This window comes from Salmonella sp. 32010601201800023SM (genome assembly GCF_017572235.1).
Lineage (GTDB): Bacteria > Pseudomonadota > Gammaproteobacteria > Enterobacterales > Enterobacteriaceae > Salmonella > Salmonella enterica.
Window position 1 is genome coordinate 74,763 of the sequence record NZ_JAGEQS010000010.1, and the last position, 15,079, is coordinate 89,841.

13 protein-coding genes are annotated in these 15,079 nt (G+C 52.3%); 10 read left to right on the top strand and 3 right to left on the bottom strand.

Annotation, left to right across the window (positions count from 1 at the left end):
• The first annotated feature begins 3 nt into the window (after nucleotides 1-3).
• Genes tatB through tatD form a run of 3 tightly spaced genes read left to right on the top strand, consistent with a single transcriptional unit; the run spans nucleotide 4 to nucleotide 2,158 of the window.
• Nucleotides 4-552 (top strand): Sec-independent protein translocase protein TatB, encoded by a 549-nt coding sequence (gene tatB / locus J4617_RS21885; RefSeq protein ID WP_000459612.1) that lies wholly within the window; start codon nucleotides 4-6, stop codon nucleotides 550-552.
• Between the two features lie 2 nt (nucleotides 553-554).
• Complete coding sequence (gene tatC, locus J4617_RS21890) at nucleotides 555-1,334, top strand: Sec-independent protein translocase subunit TatC (RefSeq protein ID WP_000257554.1); 780 nt, start codon at nucleotides 555-557, stop codon at nucleotides 1,332-1,334.
• Nucleotides 1,335-1,375: 41 nt separating this feature from the next.
• Nucleotides 1,376-2,158 carry a 3'-5' ssDNA/RNA exonuclease TatD gene (gene tatD, locus J4617_RS21895; RefSeq protein ID WP_000459653.1) on the top strand — a complete coding sequence of 261 codons (783 nt, stop codon included), beginning with the start codon at nucleotides 1,376-1,378 and terminating at the stop codon, nucleotides 2,156-2,158.
• A gap of 7 nt (nucleotides 2,159-2,165) precedes the next feature.
• Here the strand turns inward: tatD and rfaH are convergent, their stop codons facing one another.
• The gene (gene rfaH, locus J4617_RS21900; protein ID WP_001192410.1) at nucleotides 2,166-2,654 is read right to left on the bottom strand and encodes a transcription/translation regulatory transformer protein RfaH; all 489 of its coding nucleotides are present in this window, start codon (nucleotides 2,652-2,654) and stop codon (nucleotides 2,166-2,168) included.
• Between the two features lie 185 nt (nucleotides 2,655-2,839).
• Here rfaH and ubiD point away from each other — a divergent pair, with 185 nt between their 5' ends.
• The 3 genes from ubiD to J4617_RS21915 all read left to right on the top strand — a co-directional run bounded on the left by ubiD (nucleotide 2,840) and on the right by J4617_RS21915 (nucleotide 7,182).
• Nucleotides 2,840-4,318, top strand: coding sequence for a 4-hydroxy-3-polyprenylbenzoate decarboxylase (gene ubiD, locus J4617_RS21905; RefSeq protein ID WP_017466101.1), 1,479 nt, complete (start codon nucleotides 2,840-2,842; stop codon nucleotides 4,316-4,318).
• 85 nt (nucleotides 4,319-4,403) lie between these two features.
• Nucleotides 4,404-5,105, top strand: a complete 702-nt coding sequence (fre, locus tag J4617_RS21910; protein WP_000209837.1) for an NAD(P)H-flavin reductase — start codon at nucleotides 4,404-4,406, stop codon at nucleotides 5,103-5,105.
• Nucleotides 5,106-5,358: 253 nt separating this feature from the next.
• Entirely contained in the window at nucleotides 5,359-7,182 is a 1,824-nt protein-coding gene (locus J4617_RS21915; RefSeq protein ID WP_000669887.1) for an aryl-sulfate sulfotransferase, read from the top strand.
• 196 nt (nucleotides 7,183-7,378) lie between these two features.
• On the opposite strand, the gene fadA is transcribed toward J4617_RS21915, so the two are convergent.
• The gene (fadA, locus tag J4617_RS21920) at nucleotides 7,379-8,542 is read right to left on the bottom strand and encodes an acetyl-CoA C-acyltransferase FadA (protein ID WP_000438778.1); all 1,164 of its coding nucleotides are present in this window, start codon (nucleotides 8,540-8,542) and stop codon (nucleotides 7,379-7,381) included.
• Nucleotides 8,543-8,551: 9 nt separating this feature from the next.
• Nucleotides 8,552-10,741: a fatty acid oxidation complex subunit alpha FadB gene (gene fadB / locus J4617_RS21925; protein ID WP_017466173.1), complete on the bottom strand. Its 2,190-nt coding sequence runs from the start codon at nucleotides 10,739-10,741 to the stop codon at nucleotides 8,552-8,554.
• A gap of 189 nt (nucleotides 10,742-10,930) precedes the next feature.
• Between fadB and pepQ the strand changes: the two genes are divergently transcribed.
• From pepQ to hemG, 4 genes are read left to right on the top strand one after another with little or no spacing between them, the layout of a single operon-like run.
• The gene (pepQ, locus tag J4617_RS21930; protein WP_000444529.1) at nucleotides 10,931-12,262 is read left to right on the top strand and encodes a Xaa-Pro dipeptidase; all 1,332 of its coding nucleotides are present in this window, start codon (nucleotides 10,931-10,933) and stop codon (nucleotides 12,260-12,262) included.
• Complete coding sequence (locus J4617_RS21935; RefSeq protein ID WP_017466172.1) at nucleotides 12,262-12,876, top strand: IMPACT family protein; 615 nt, start codon at nucleotides 12,262-12,264, stop codon at nucleotides 12,874-12,876. Before pepQ ends, J4617_RS21935 begins: the two co-directional genes overlap by 1 nt.
• 38 nt (nucleotides 12,877-12,914) lie before the next feature.
• Nucleotides 12,915-14,366 carry a Trk system potassium transporter TrkH gene (gene trkH, locus J4617_RS21940; protein WP_017466171.1) on the top strand — a complete coding sequence of 484 codons (1,452 nt, stop codon included), beginning with the start codon at nucleotides 12,915-12,917 and terminating at the stop codon, nucleotides 14,364-14,366.
• 11 nt (nucleotides 14,367-14,377) lie between these two features.
• Complete coding sequence (gene hemG / locus J4617_RS21945) at nucleotides 14,378-14,923, top strand: menaquinone-dependent protoporphyrinogen IX dehydrogenase (RefSeq protein ID WP_000853982.1); 546 nt, start codon at nucleotides 14,378-14,380, stop codon at nucleotides 14,921-14,923.
• Nucleotides 14,924-15,079: the final 156 nt, after the last annotated feature.

The window sequence follows — 15,079 nt, forward strand, 5'->3', positions numbered from 1 at the left end:
TCCGTGTTTGATATCGGTTTTAGCGAACTGCTGTTAGTGTTCGTTATCGGCCTCATTGTGTTGGGGCCGCAACGATTGCCAGTAGCGGTAAAAACGGTAGCGGGCTGGATTCGCGCGTTGCGATCCCTTGCGACAACGGTTCAGAATGAACTGACTCAGGAACTGAAACTTCAGGAGTTCCAGGACAGTCTGAAAAAAGTCGAAAAGGCGAGCCTGGAAAATCTGACTCCCGAACTGAAAGCATCTATGGATGAACTGCGTCAGGCGGCGGAGTCGATGAAACGCACCTACAGCGCTAACGATCCCGAACAAGCGAGCGATGAAGCGCATACCATCCATAATCCGGTGGTAAAAGGGAACGAAACGCAGCATGAGGGCGTCACCCCTGCCGCCGCTGAAACACAGGCGAGCGCGCCGGAACAAAAGCCGGAGCCCGTTAAAGCTAACGTGCCTGAGTCGACGGAAACCGCTTCCGTAGCCACGATAGACGCCGAGAAGAAATCCGCTGCGCCTGTTGTCGAATCTTCCCCCTCGTCGAGTGATAAACCGTAAACATGGCTGTAGAAGATACTCAACCGCTTATCACGCATCTGATCGAGTTGCGTAAGCGCCTGCTAAACTGCATCGTCGCAGTGCTTCTGATTTTTCTGGCGTTAATTTATTTCGCCAATGATATTTATCATTTAGTCGCCGCACCGCTGATTAAACAGATGCCGCAAGGGGCGACAATGATTGCGACGGATGTGGCGTCGCCGTTTTTTACGCCTATCAAACTCACCTTCATGGTGTCTTTGATCTTATCCGCGCCTGTCATTTTGTACCAGGTTTGGGCCTTTATCGCCCCGGCGCTGTATAAGCATGAGCGTCGTCTGGTCGTACCGCTGCTGGTATCCAGCTCGCTGCTTTTCTACATTGGTATGGCCTTCGCCTATTTTGTCGTATTCCCTTTGGCCTTTGGTTTCCTGACGCATACGGCGCCGGAAGGGGTACAGGTTTCGACAGATATCGCCAGCTATCTTAGCTTTGTTATGGCGCTTTTTATGGCCTTTGGCGTAGCCTTTGAAGTGCCGGTGGCGATTGTGTTGCTGTGCTGGATGGGCATCACCACGCCAGAAGATTTGCGTAAAAAACGGCCTTATATCCTGGTCGGGGCATTCATTGTGGGAATGCTGCTTACGCCGCCAGATGTTTTCTCGCAAACGTTGCTGGCGATACCGATGTACTGCCTGTTTGAAATTGGCGTTTTCTGCTCACGCTTTTATGTCGGTAAGCGACGGACGCGCGACGAAGATAACGAGGCCGAAACCGAAAAGGCCGAGCACACTGAAGACTAAACACAACCGCCCGCCAGGGCGGTTGTCATATGGGGGCAAGCATGTTTGATATTGGCGTTAATTTAACCAGTAGCCAGTTTGCAAAAGATCGTGATGATGTGGTCGCCCGTGCGTTTACGGCGGGAGTAAAAGGTATGCTACTGACCGGAACGAACATCCATGAAAGTCAGCAGGCGTTAAAACTGGCGCGGCGCTACCCCCATTGTTGGTCGACGGCTGGCGTCCATCCCCATGACAGCAGTCAGTGGTCATCCGCGTCTGAAGACGCCATTATTGCGCTGGCGAACCAGCCGGAAGTCGTCGCTATTGGTGAGTGCGGGCTGGATTTCAATCGCAATTTTTCCACGCCGCAGGAGCAGGAGCGTGCCTTTCAGGCGCAGCTACAAATTGCCGCCGAATTGCAGATGCCAATCTTTATGCACTGCCGGGACGCGCATGAGCGATTTCTGGCATTGCTTGATCCCTGGCTGGATAGTCTTCCTGGTGCAATACTGCACTGCTTTACCGGTTCACGCCAGCAAATGCAGGCCTGTGTGGATAGAGGGCTCTATATCGGTATTACCGGGTGGGTTTGCGACGAACGACGCGGGCTTGAGCTACGTGAACTCTTACCGTTTATTCCAGCGGAAAAGCTACTGATAGAAACCGACGCGCCGTATCTGTTGCCCCGCGATCTTACGCCGAAACCAACGTCACGACGCAACGAGCCCGCGTATCTGCCTCACATCCTGGAGCGCATAGCGCTATGGCGTGGTGAAGATCCGCAATGGTTAGCGGCGATGACAGATGCCAACGCCAGAACCTTATTTGAGGTCGTATTCTGAACGATAGCTAAATCTTGCGAAAACCGGTGTTTTTTACGCTCTGCTTCACTTCTTTATTGAGTAAATTAAGCAGTAACATCGAACGCGTTTCGCCATCCGGTTCGGTAAAAATCGCTTTCAGCCCTTCAAATGCGCCTTCCGTGATGATGACGCTATCGCCGGGATAGGGGGTTTCAGGATCGACAACGCCTTCGGGCTTGTAGATAGAAAGCTGATGAATAACGCTGGAAGGCACGATCGCAGGATGCGCGCCAAAGCGCACAAAATGGCTGACGCCGCGCGTGGCGTTGATTGTAGTGGTATGTATCACTTCCGGATCAAATTCAACGAACAGATAATTAGGAAAGAGCGGTTCGCTGACGGAGGTACGTTTTCCGCGTACCATTTTTTCCAGGGTGATCATCGGTGTCAGGCAACTTACCGCTTGTCTTTCGAGGTGTTCCTGAGCACGCTGAAGTTGCCCGCGTTTGCAGTACAGTAAATACCAGGATTGCATAATGACTCTTATCCGCTTGTTCGGGGCGCAAGCATAGCAAAAGCCATGCGCGAAGTTAATTATACACTTCATCCTTTAAGCCGTATCTGGATTAGCGTTGGTTGCCAGAGTTCACGCTAATTTAACAAAAATACAGCATCCCGATGATGAACGCCGTATAATGATGCGCTTACCAAGAGGCTACAATGGACGCCATGAAATATCACGATTTACGCGACTTCCTGATGCTACTTGAGCAGCAGGGGGAACTAAAACGCATCACGCTACCTGTGGATCCTCATCTGGAAATCACGGAAATCGCTGACCGCACGCTGCGTGCGGGTGGACCGGCGTTGCTGTTTGAAAATCCTAAAGGTTACGCCATGCCGGTGCTGTGCAACCTTTTTGGCACGCCAAAACGCGTGGCGATGGGCATGGGGCAGGATGATGTTTCCGCCTTACGGGAAGTGGGTAAATTATTAGCGTTTCTGAAAGAACCTGAGCCGCCGAAAGGCTTTCGCGATCTGTTTGACAAGCTGCCGCAGTTTAAGCAAGTGCTGAATATGCCGACGAAACGGTTACGCGGCGCGCCTTGCCAGCAGAAAATCGCGTCTGGCGATGATGTCGATTTAACGCGTCTTCCTGTCATGACCTGTTGGCCGGACGACGCCGCGCCGCTGATTACCTGGGGACTGACGGTAACGCGTGGCCCGCACAAAGAACGGCAAAACCTGGGCATTTATCGTCAGCAGTTGATAGGTAAAAATAAGCTTATTATGCGCTGGCTGTCTCACCGCGGCGGCGCGCTGGATTTTCAGGAGTGGTTAGCCGCGCGTCCGGGTGAACGTTTCCCGGTCTCCGTCGCATTGGGCGCCGATCCGGCGACGATACTTGGCGCCGTGACTCCTGTTCCCGATACTCTGTCGGAGTATGCCTTTGCGGGCCTGCTGCGCGGCACGAAAACTGAAGTGGTTAAATGCCTTTCTAACGATCTGGAAGTGCCTGCCAGCGCCGAGATTATCCTTGAAGGTTACATTGAGCCGGGAGAGATGGCGCCGGAAGGACCGTATGGCGATCATACGGGCTATTATAATGAAGTGGATAGCTTTCCGGTCTTTACCGTCACGCATATTACGCAGCGTGAGGATGCCATCTATCACTCCACCTATACCGGGCGTCCGCCCGATGAGCCTGCGGTATTAGGGGTGGCGCTCAATGAAGTCTTCGTGCCTATTCTGCAAAAACAGTTTCCGGAAATCGTCGACTTTTATCTGCCGCCGGAAGGGTGTTCTTACCGCCTGGCGGTAGTGACGATGAAAAAGCAGTACGCTGGTCATGCGAAACGCGTCATGATGGGCGTCTGGTCGTTTTTGCGCCAGTTTATGTATACGAAGTTTGTTATCGTTTGCGATGATGACGTTAACGCACGCGACTGGAATGATGTGATCTGGGCGATTACCACCCGTATGGACCCTGCGCGGGATACGGTGCTGGTTGAAAATACGCCGATTGACTACCTGGATTTTGCCTCGCCGGTCTCCGGGCTGGGTTCAAAAATGGGGCTGGATGCCACAAACAAATGGCCGGGCGAAACCCAACGCGAGTGGGGTCGTCCTATTGTTAAAGATCCTGAAGTTACCGCGCGTATTGATGCGATTTGGGATGAGCTGGCTATCTTTAAATAACTGAAAGCGGACATCGACATTTCAGGCTGCGGCGACTCGGCTTGAAAAATGTCGGTATTGACCCGACACCCGACAGAGGGAGCGCATGACAACCTTAAGCTGTAAAGTGACCTCGGTAGAAGCTATCACCGATACCGTATATCGGGTTCGTTTAGTGCCGGACGCGGCGTTTACATTCCGCGCTGGTCAGTATTTGATGGTCGTAATGGACGAGCGTGACAAACGCCCGTTTTCGATGGCCTCAACGCCGGACGAGAAAGGGTTTATTGAATTACACATTGGCGCTTCCGAGCTCAATCTGTATGCGATGGCGGTCATGGATCGAATTCTGAAAGACCGGGAAATCGTCGTCGATATTCCGCATGGCGACGCCTGGCTACGTGACGATGAAGAGCGTCCGTTGATTCTGATCGCGGGCGGTACGGGCTTTTCTTATGTGCGCTCCATCCTGTTGACGGCGTTAGCGCGCAACCCGGCCCGCGATGTTACCATTTACTGGGGTGGTCGCGAAGAAAAGCACCTCTATGATCTCTCTGAGCTGGAAGCACTCTCTGTTAACCATCCGAATTTGCGTATTGAACCTGTTGTCGAGCAGCCGGAAGAAGGCTGGCGTGGACGTACAGGAACGGTACTTACGGCGGTATTGCAAGATTATGGTACGCTGGCGGGGCACGATATTTATATTGCCGGACGTTTTGAGATGGCGAAAATCGCCCGCGATCTGTTCTGTCATGAGCGTAACGCGCGGGAAGATCGTCTGTTTGGCGATGCGTTCGCATTTATTTAACTATTTTATGGGACGCAGTAGCGTCCCTTTTTACGTTAGCCTACCTAAAAGTCCTCTTAAATATTAATTAATCGTCAACTATAAAACGTTATGATATTGAATATCTACAGGATTTGTATTGCGTGTAATAAATTAAGTAATATTATGTCCTGAGGCTATCAATAAAAATAGTTAATTATATATGCTTCATTTATTTTTATAAAAGAAACATAAAATGGAAAGTTAGTTATTTATTTATAAGATGGAGAGTGTTATGAAATTTAAATATGCTTTAACTTCTCTCGCATTATCTGTTGCAATTTTGTCATCAGTACCTTCTACTGCTTTCGCCATCGGCGGCGCCAGCGGCGCTAAAGTGGACTATCAGGTCCAGGGAAAAATTGGCGAAGTTGTTATGAACCCCTATGATATCGCGCCGTTAACCGCCGTTATTCGTAATGGCGGTTACCAGTTACGTGACGTGCATGTGCGGATTGTCCCCAAAGAAAATGGCCAGGAGATCGCGTATAAAGTTAATAATAAATACCTTTTAACGTATGGCGGTATTCCCGTCTTTGGTCTTTACCCGGATTATGTCAATACCGTTGAGGTTGAATATACAAGAATCCAGGGTAGTAAAACCGAAAATATAAAAGAAAGCTATAAAATGTATGCACCGCCTGCCTATATTGAATCAGCGGGCACAAAAGAAGAACAATCAGCACTCTTTACTATCGATGTTAAAAAGGTTTCCCCAGAATTTAAAGATCGCTTGTATCTTTTGAATAATACGAAAGATAAGTCTGGGAATGGAACGCGTACTGTCTGGAACAACCCTACTGGGGGTGCATTAGAATGGAACTTCACTACAGCTAACGCTATTATCGACACCTCCGGTGATATTCGTTGGTTTATGAATCCAAGTTCAATTTATGATTTAAAGTCAATTTATCGTGCTGGCGTTATGATGGGCTTTAAACAAAACCAGGATGGCGCACTATCGTGGGGCTACGGTCAGCGTTATGTGAAATACGATATCATGGGGCGTGAAATCTTTAACCGCCGTCTGCCGGATAATTATAACGATTTTTCACACTCAATGGATAACGCGGCCAACGGTCACTACTTCCTGCGTGTAGCCAGCTCTAACTATAAACGCCCTGATGGGAAAAATGTTCGTACCGTGCGTGATGTGATTGCCGAAGTTGATCAGAACGGCGTGGTAGTGGATGAATGGCGTCTGTTTGATATCCTCGATCCTTATCGTGATGTGATAATGAAAACCCTCGATCAGGGCGCTGTGTGCCTGAATATCGACGCCAGCCAGTCCGGCCATACGTTGAGCGAAGAAGATCTGGCGGCGCTGGACTCCTCCGACAAATTCGGGGATATCGTGGGTAGTGGGGCTGGCCGCAACTGGGCGCATGTCAACAGCGTCGACTATGACAGTGAAGATGATTCCATCATCATCAGCTCCCGCCACCAGAGTGCGATTATCAAAATCGGCCGCGATAAGAAAGTGAAGTGGATACTGGGTACGCCTGCTGGCTGGAAAGCGCCATTTAATGCCGCAATTCTGACGCCAGTGGATAGCAAAGGCCAAAAAATTGCTTGCCAGGACAGTGGCTGCGAGGGTGACTTCGACTGGACATGGACGCAACATACGGCCTTTAAAATTGATAGTAAGAGTAAAGGCGATATCTTATACCTTTCCGCTTTCGACAATGGCGATGGCCGCGGCTTAGAACAGCCTGCTATGCAGAGTATGAAATACAGCCGCTCCGTGATTTACAAAATCGACCAGAAAAACAAGACAGTCCAACAGATCTGGCAATACGGTAAAGAGCGCGGGAACGAGTGGTTTAGCCCGGTAACCTCTATCACCGAGTACCAGACTGACAAGAATTCTGTGTTCGTGTATTCCGCAACAGCAGGTGGTGCGTTTGATTTGTCGGTAGGCGCATTTACCAGCTTACCTAATCCGTATCTGGAAGAGTTCAAATGGGGAGAAAAAGAGCCTGCGGTCGAAATGCAAATACATGGTGCGCGTGGATATCAGGCTATGCCATTTAGCCTGACCAAAGCGCTTACTGAGTAGAGCAGGCCATACGGTGAAAAAACCCGCCTCTGACGGGCGGGAAAAACGGCAACTAAACTGTTTCCCGTCATAATTCGCGCAGCCTCTTTGTTGGCTGCCTTTGCTCACCCCGGGCACATAGTTATCTATGTGCCCGGGGATTCGCTCAGTTGCCGCTGCGCTGCAATGCGAGTTATTTAGGGGATATTATCTTTGATTAAACCCGCTCAAACACCGTGGCGATGCCCTGACCCAGACCAATACACATCGTCGCCAGACCAAACTGCGCGTCTTTGCGCTCCATCAGGTTGATAAGCGTGGTGCTGATACGTGCTCCGGAGCAGCCGAGCGGATGACCAAGCGCGATCGCACCGCCGTTGAGGTTGATCTTCTCGTCTATCTGCTCCATCAATCCCAGATCCTTAATGCATGGCAGGATCTGTGCGGCAAACGCTTCGTTCATCTCAAACACATCGATATCGCTGGCTGACAGTCCCGCTTTTTTCAACGCCAGTTTTGACGCCGGAACCGGCCCGTAACCCATAATTGACGGATCACAACCCACCACTGCCATTGAGCGAATACGGGCGCGAGGCTTCAGACCCAGCTCACGGGCACGACTTTCGCTCATTACCAGCATGGCGGCTGCGCCATCGGAAAGCGCGGATGAGGTGCCCGCCGTGACCGTGCCACTAACCGGATCAAATGCCGGACGCAGCGTTGATAGCGCTTCGACCGTGGTTTCCGGGCGGATCACTTCATCGTAGTTAAACTGCTTCAACACGCCGTCTGCATCATGACCGCCAGTCGGGATAATCTCCGTTTTGAATGCGCCAGACTGGGTGGCGGCCCAGGCGCGAGCGTGAGAACGCGCGGCGAACTGGTCCTGCATTTCCCGGCTAATGCCGTGCAGGCGGGAGAGCATTTCCGCCGTTAGCCCCATCATCCCTGCCGCTTTGGCGACGTTGCGACTCAGACCCGGGTGAAAATCCACGCCGTGGCTCATCGGCACGTGCCCCATATGCTCCACGCCGCCAACCAGACAAACCTGCGCATCGCCGGTCATGATCATTCGCGCTGCATCGTGTAACGCCTGCATCGAGGAACCACACAGACGGTTGACGGTGACCGCCGGTACCGAATGGGGAATTTCTGCCAGCAGCGCGGCGTTACGGGCAATGTTGAAGCCTTGCTCCAGCGTTTGTTGTACGCAGCCCCAGTAAATATCATCGAGGGTCGCCGCTGTAAGCGACGGATTACGCGCCAGCAGGCTACGCATTAAGTGGGCGGAGAGATCTTCTGCCCGCACGTTGCGAAACGCGCCGCCCTTCGAACGGCCCATCGGGGTGCGAATAGCATCGACAATGACAACCTGTTCCATTGTGACTCCTTAAGCCGTTTTCAGAGAACCAACCGGACGGGCTGGTTCAACCGGGGGATAATACGGTTCGTTATGGCGCGCTTTATTACGCAGCCCTTCCGGCACCTCATACAGCGGGCCGAGGTGTTGATACTGCTGCGCCATATCAAGATATTTCGCGCTGCCCTGTGTATCCAGCCAGCGGAATGCGCCGCCGTGGAACGGAGGGAAGCCCAGGCCGTAGACCAGCGCCATATCAGCTTCCGCCGGGCTTGCGATAATGCCTTCTTCCAGACAGCGAACCACTTCGTTAATCATCGGGATCATCATACGGGCGATTATCTCGTCGTCGCTGAAGTCGCGTTTCGGCTGGCTGACGCTTGCCAGCAGGTCATCCACCGCGGCATCTTCTTCTTTCTTCGGCTTACCCTTGCTGTCTTCTTTATAGCGCCAGAAGCCCAGACCGTTTTTTTGCCCAAAACGGCTGGCGTCAAACAATGCGTCGATCGCGTCGCGATACTCTTTCTGCATCCGTTGCGGGAAGCCTGCCGCCATTACAGCCTGCGCGTGGTGGGCGGTATCAATACCCACCACGTCGAGCAGATAGGCCGGGCCCATCGGCCAGCCGAACTGTTTTTCCATCACTTTATCGACTTTGCGGAAATCCGCGCCGTCGCGCAGCAGTTGACTGAAACCGGCGAAATAGGGGAACAGCACGCGGTTAACAAAGAAGCCGGGGCAGTCGTTGACTACAATCGGCGTCTTGCCCATTTTGCTGGCCCAGGCGACGACTTTGGCGATGGTTTCGTCTGAACTCTTCTCGCCGCGAATGATTTCAACCAGCGGCATCCGGTGTACCGGGTTGAAGAAGTGCATTCCGCAAAAGTTTTCCGGACGTTCCAGGGCGCTTGCCAGTTCGCCAATTGGGATGGTGGAGGTATTTGAGGCCAGCACGGTTTCCGGGCGCACTTTCTGCTCGGTTTCCGCCAGTACCGCTTTTTTCACTTTCGGATTTTCGACTACCGCTTCGACAACAACATCTACGCGATCGAAACCGGCATAATCGAGAGTCGGGTGGATGGTCGAAATGACGCTCGCCAGCTTCAGACCGTCGATCTTGCCGCGCTCCAGCTGTTTGTTCAGCAGCTTGGCCGCTTCGGTCATGCCGAGGTTCAACGATTTATCGTTGATATCTTTCATGATGACCGGTACGCCTTTCCAGGCCGACTGGTAAGCGATACCGCCGCCCATAATGCCCGCGCCCAGTACGGCTGCCTGTTTCGGCGTCTCAATATCTTTGGTCAGCTTTTTGGCTTTACCTTTTACATATTGATCGTTGAGGAAGATACCGACCAGCGCACGAGCCTCATTGGTATGCGCCAGCGGAACAAAGCTTTTATTTTCCAGATTCAACGCTTCTTCACGACCAAAACGCGCGGCGGCTTCAATGGTTTTCACTGCGGTCATCGGCGCCGGATAATGTTTACCCGCCGTTTGTGCGACCATGCCTTTAGCGATGGTAAAGCTCATCGCCGCTTCAATCTTACTGAGTTTCAACGGTTCCAGTTTCGGCTGGCGTTTAGCTCTCCAGTCGAGATCGCCGGTAATGGCCTGGCGTAACACCGCTATCGCGCCTTCAATTAGCTTCTCTTGTTTGACCACGCCGTCCACAAGGCCGATTTTCAGCGCGTGCTCAGCACCGACATCTTTACCTGCCGCGATAATCTCCAGCGCGCTGTCTGCGCCCAGCATACGCGGCAGACGAACGGAGCCGCCGAAACCCGGCATGATGCCCAGTTTAGTTTCCGGCAGACCGATACGGAGGTCTGGCGTCGCCAGACGGTAATCGGTGGCCAGCACGCATTCGCACCCGCCGCCCAGCGCATAGCCGTTTACGGCGGCAAGGGTCGGTACGGGTAAATCTTCCAGACGGTTAAAGACGCTATTAGCGAAATGCAGCCATTGGCTTAACTGCTCTTCGGGGACGAGGAACAGTGAAAGAAATTCGGTGATGTCCGCGCCGACAATAAAGGCCGCTTTATTAGAGCGCAGCAGCAGCCCTTTTAAATCGTGTTGCTTTTCCAGCACCTCAAGCGCCTGGCCGAGGCTGGCGACGGTTGCGGTGTCGAGTTTATTGACCGAGCCTGGAGCATCGAACACCAGTTCGGCGATGCCATCTTCCAGCCAGTCGAGGTACAGGGTGTCGCCTTTATAAAGCATGTCAGTCTCCTGAATCCACAAGGTGATCTGGTCGTACCAGATGAAGCGAAGTGTGTATTTTGTGTTAATAAAATGCAAATAAATGATTAAAGAAATGCCGATGTGATCACGCTCGGCAGAGATCACGCTCTCGTGGGGCGATGTGCTAAGATGCGGGAACTTGAGGTCAAAAAAACAGAAGGGTAAAAAATGGAATCACTGGCCGCGCTCTATAAAAATCATATTGTTACCTTACAAGAACGGACGCGCGATGTTCTGGCGCGCTTTAAGCTGGATGCGTTACTTATTCATTCCGGCGAGCTTTTCAACGTCTTTCTCGACGATCACCCTTATCCGTTTAAGGTCAATCCACAGTTTAAAGCGTGGGTGCCGGTAACTCAGGTTCCAAATTGCTGGCTGCTGGTCGATGGCGTCAACAAACCCAAATTGTGGTTTTATCTGCCGGTCGATTACTGGCATAACGTTGAACCGCTGCCAACATCCTTCTGGACGGAAGAAGTCGAGGTCGTCGCCTTGCCGAAAGCGGATGGCATCGGCAGCCAGCTGCCTGCCGCGCGTGGCAATATCGGCTATATCGGCCCGGTTCCTGAGCGCGCGCTACAATTGGATATCGCCGCCAGCAACATCAACCCGAAAGGTGTTATCGACTATCTGCATTACTACCGCGCCTATAAAACGGATTATGAACTGGCCTGTATGCGCGAAGCGCAGAAAATGGCGGTGAGCGGTCATCGGGCGGCGGAAGAGGCCTTCCGTTCCGGCATGAGCGAGTTTGACATCAACCTGGCGTACCTGACCGCCACGGGACATCGCGATACCGATGTTCCATACAGCAACATTGTGGCGCTGAACGAACATGCCGCCGTGCTGCATTACACGAAACTGGATCATCAGGCACCGTCTGAAATGCGCAGTTTCCTGCTGGATGCGGGCGCGGAATACAACGGCTACGCGGCGGATCTGACGCGAACCTGGTCGGCGAAAAGCGATAACGACTACGCCCACCTGGTGAAAGATGTTAACGACGAACAGTTGGCGCTGATCGCTACCATGAAGGCGGGCGTCAGCTATGTGGATTATCATATTCAGTTCCATCAACGCATCGCGAAGCTGCTGCGTAAACATCAAATCATTACCGACATGAGTGAAGAGGCGATGGTGGAAAATGATCTTACCGGGCCGTTTATGCCGCACGGTATTGGTCATCCGTTGGGTCTGCAGGTACACGATGTGGCCGGGTTTATGCAGGATGATTCCGGTACGCATCTCGCTGCACCGTCCAAATACCCGTATCTGCGCTGCACGCGTGTGTTACAGCCGCGAATGGTGTTGACCATCGAACCGGGGATTTACTTCATCGAATCGCTGTTAGCGCCGTGGCGCGAAGGGCCGTTCAGCAAGCACTTCAACTGGCAGAAAATTGAAGCGCTCAAGCCTTTCGGCGGTATTCGCATTGAAGATAACGTGGTCATCCACGAAAACGGCGTGGAAAACATGACGCGGGATTTAAAACTGGCGTAATGGACAGTTGGTTAATCCCTGCAGCGCCGGTCACCGTTGTTGAAGAGATCAAAAAAAGCCGCTTTATTACGCTATTGGCGCATACCGATGGCGTAGAGGCGGCGAAAGCGTTTGTTGAGTCAGTCAGAGCTGAGCACCCTGATGCGCGCCACCATTGTGTGGCGTGGGTGGCGGGGGCGCCGGACGACTCACAGCAACTGGGCTTTTCAGACGACGGCGAACCGGCGGGAACGGCAGGCAAGCCGATGCTTGCGCAATTGATGGGCAGCGGCGTCGGAGAAATTACTGCCGTCGTCGTGCGCTACTATGGTGGTATTCTGCTGGGTACGGGCGGGCTGGTAAAAGCCTATGGCGGCGGTGTGAATCAGGCATTACGTCAGCTTGCCACACAACGCAAGACGCCATTAACCGAATATACTTTGCAGTGTGAGTACGGTCAGTTGGACGGAATCGAAGCATTATTAGGACAGTTTGCCGGGAAGATCGTTTCCAGCGATTATCAGGCGTCTGTTCGGCTCAGGGTGGCGCTTCCTTTTGCTCATGTGAATGTATTTTCCACAAAACTGGCGGATTTTAGCCGTGGTTCATTGCAATTGTTAGCGATTGAAGAATAATCCCCACCTCATTTTTAAGAATAAAGGAAGCGGCAGAGATGCATTTTCGCGCCATTACCCGAATCGTTGGACTACTGGTTATCTTATTTTCGGGGACAATGATTCTCCCGGGACTGGTAGCGGTAATATATCGTGATGGCGCAGGAAGAGCGTTCACGCAGACCTTTTTTGTCGCGCTGGCGATCGGTTCCATACTGTGGTGGCCGAACCGTAGGGAAAAGGGCGAGCTGAAATCCCGCGAAGGATTTCTTATCGTGGTGCTGTTCTGGACCGTGCTGGGCAGCGTGGGTGCGCTGCCGTTTATTTTCTCGGAAAGCCCAAACCTCACCATTACCGATGCTTTTTTTGAATCGTTCTCCGGGTTAACCACCACGGGCGCCACTACTCTGGTGGGGCTGGATTCATTACCGCACGCCATTCTCTTTTATCGTCAGATGCTGCAATGGTTTGGCGGTATGGGGATCATTGTGCTGGCGGTGGCGATTCTCCCTATCCTCGGCGTCGGGGGGATGCAGCTCTATCGGGCAGAAATGCCGGGGCCGCTCAAAGATAACAAAATGCGCCCGCGTATTGCCGAGACGGCGAAAACGCTGTGGCTTATCTATGTCTTGCTAACGGTAGCCTGCGCGCTGGCGCTATGGTTTGCAGGGATGCCCGCGTTTGACGCTATCGGACACAGCTTCTCCACTATCGCTATCGGCGGCTTTTCAACGCATGACGCCAGCGTAGGCTATTTTGATAGTCCCACTATTAATACCATCATCGCTATTTTCCTGCTGATCTCCGGTTGTAACTATGGCCTGCATTTCTCTTTATTAAGCGGGCGTAGCCTGAAAGTATACTGGCGCGATCCGGAATTCCGCATGTTCATCGGCGTACAGTTGACGCTGGTGGTGATCTGCACGCTGGTACTGTGGTTCCATAATATCTACGACTCGGCGCTGACAACGCTAAATCAGGCGTTCTTCCAGGTTGTGTCGATGGCGACAACGGCAGGGTTTACCACGGACAGCATTGCGCGCTGGCCGCTGTTTTTGCCCGTCTTGCTGCTATGTTCCGCGTTTATTGGCGGTTGCGCCGGGTCAACGGGCGGGGGGTTAAAGGTCATCCGTATTCTGTTGTTGTTTAAACAGGGGAACCGCGAACTCAAACGTCTGGTGCATCCGAATGCCGTTTACAGTATTAAGCTGGGGAACCGGGCGCTGCCAGAGCGTATTCTGGAAGCCGTCTGGGGATTCTTTTCTGCCTACGCGCTGGTATTTATCGTCAGTATGCTGGCCATTATCGCTACAGGCGTAGATGATTTCTCGGCTTTCGCCTCGGTAGTGGCTACGCTTAATAACCTGGGACCGGGGCTGGGGGTGGTTGCTGATAACTTCGCCAGTATGAATCCGGTTGCGAAATGGATACTCATCGCCAACATGCTATTTGGTCGTCTGGAAGTATTCACTTTGCTGGTACTTTTTACCCCGACTTTCTGGCGTGAATAATGGAGTAACACGTGAAAACATTGATTCTTTTCTCTACCCGGGACGGACAAACGCGCGAAATTGCCTCTTATCTGGCTTCTGAACTCAAAGAGATGGGGATCTGGGCCGATGTCGTTAATCTGCATCGCGCAGAAGAGCCGGACTGGGATAGCTATGATCGCGTAGTGATTGGCGCGTCTATTCGTTATGGTCATTACCACAGCGCCTTTCAGGAGTTTGTTAAGAAATATGCCACGCGGTTGAACGGAATGCCGAGCGCCTTTTATTCCGTTAACCTGGTGGCGCGTAAAGCTGAAAAACGGACGCCGCAGACTAACAGCTACGCGCGTAAGTTTTTAATGAGCTCTCCGTGGCGACCTGACTACTGTGCCGTCATTGCAGGCGCGCTTCGCTATCCCCGCTATCGCTGGTATGACCGTCTGATGATCAAGCTTATTATGAAGATGTCGGGCGGCGAAACGGATACCAGTAAAGAAGTGGTGTACACCGACTGGGAGCAGGTTGCGCACTTTGCCCGTGAAATAGCCCATTTAACCAACAAATCGTCGGCAAAATAAACGCAAAGAATAAAAAGTGCGCACTCAGAAAATTATTTTAAATTTCCTCTTGTCAGGCAGAAATAACTCCCTATAATGCGCCACCACTGACACGGAACAACGGCACACAGGCCGCCGGGTCAGCGGGGTTCAGACCAGAACCTCACGGAGAAAAGC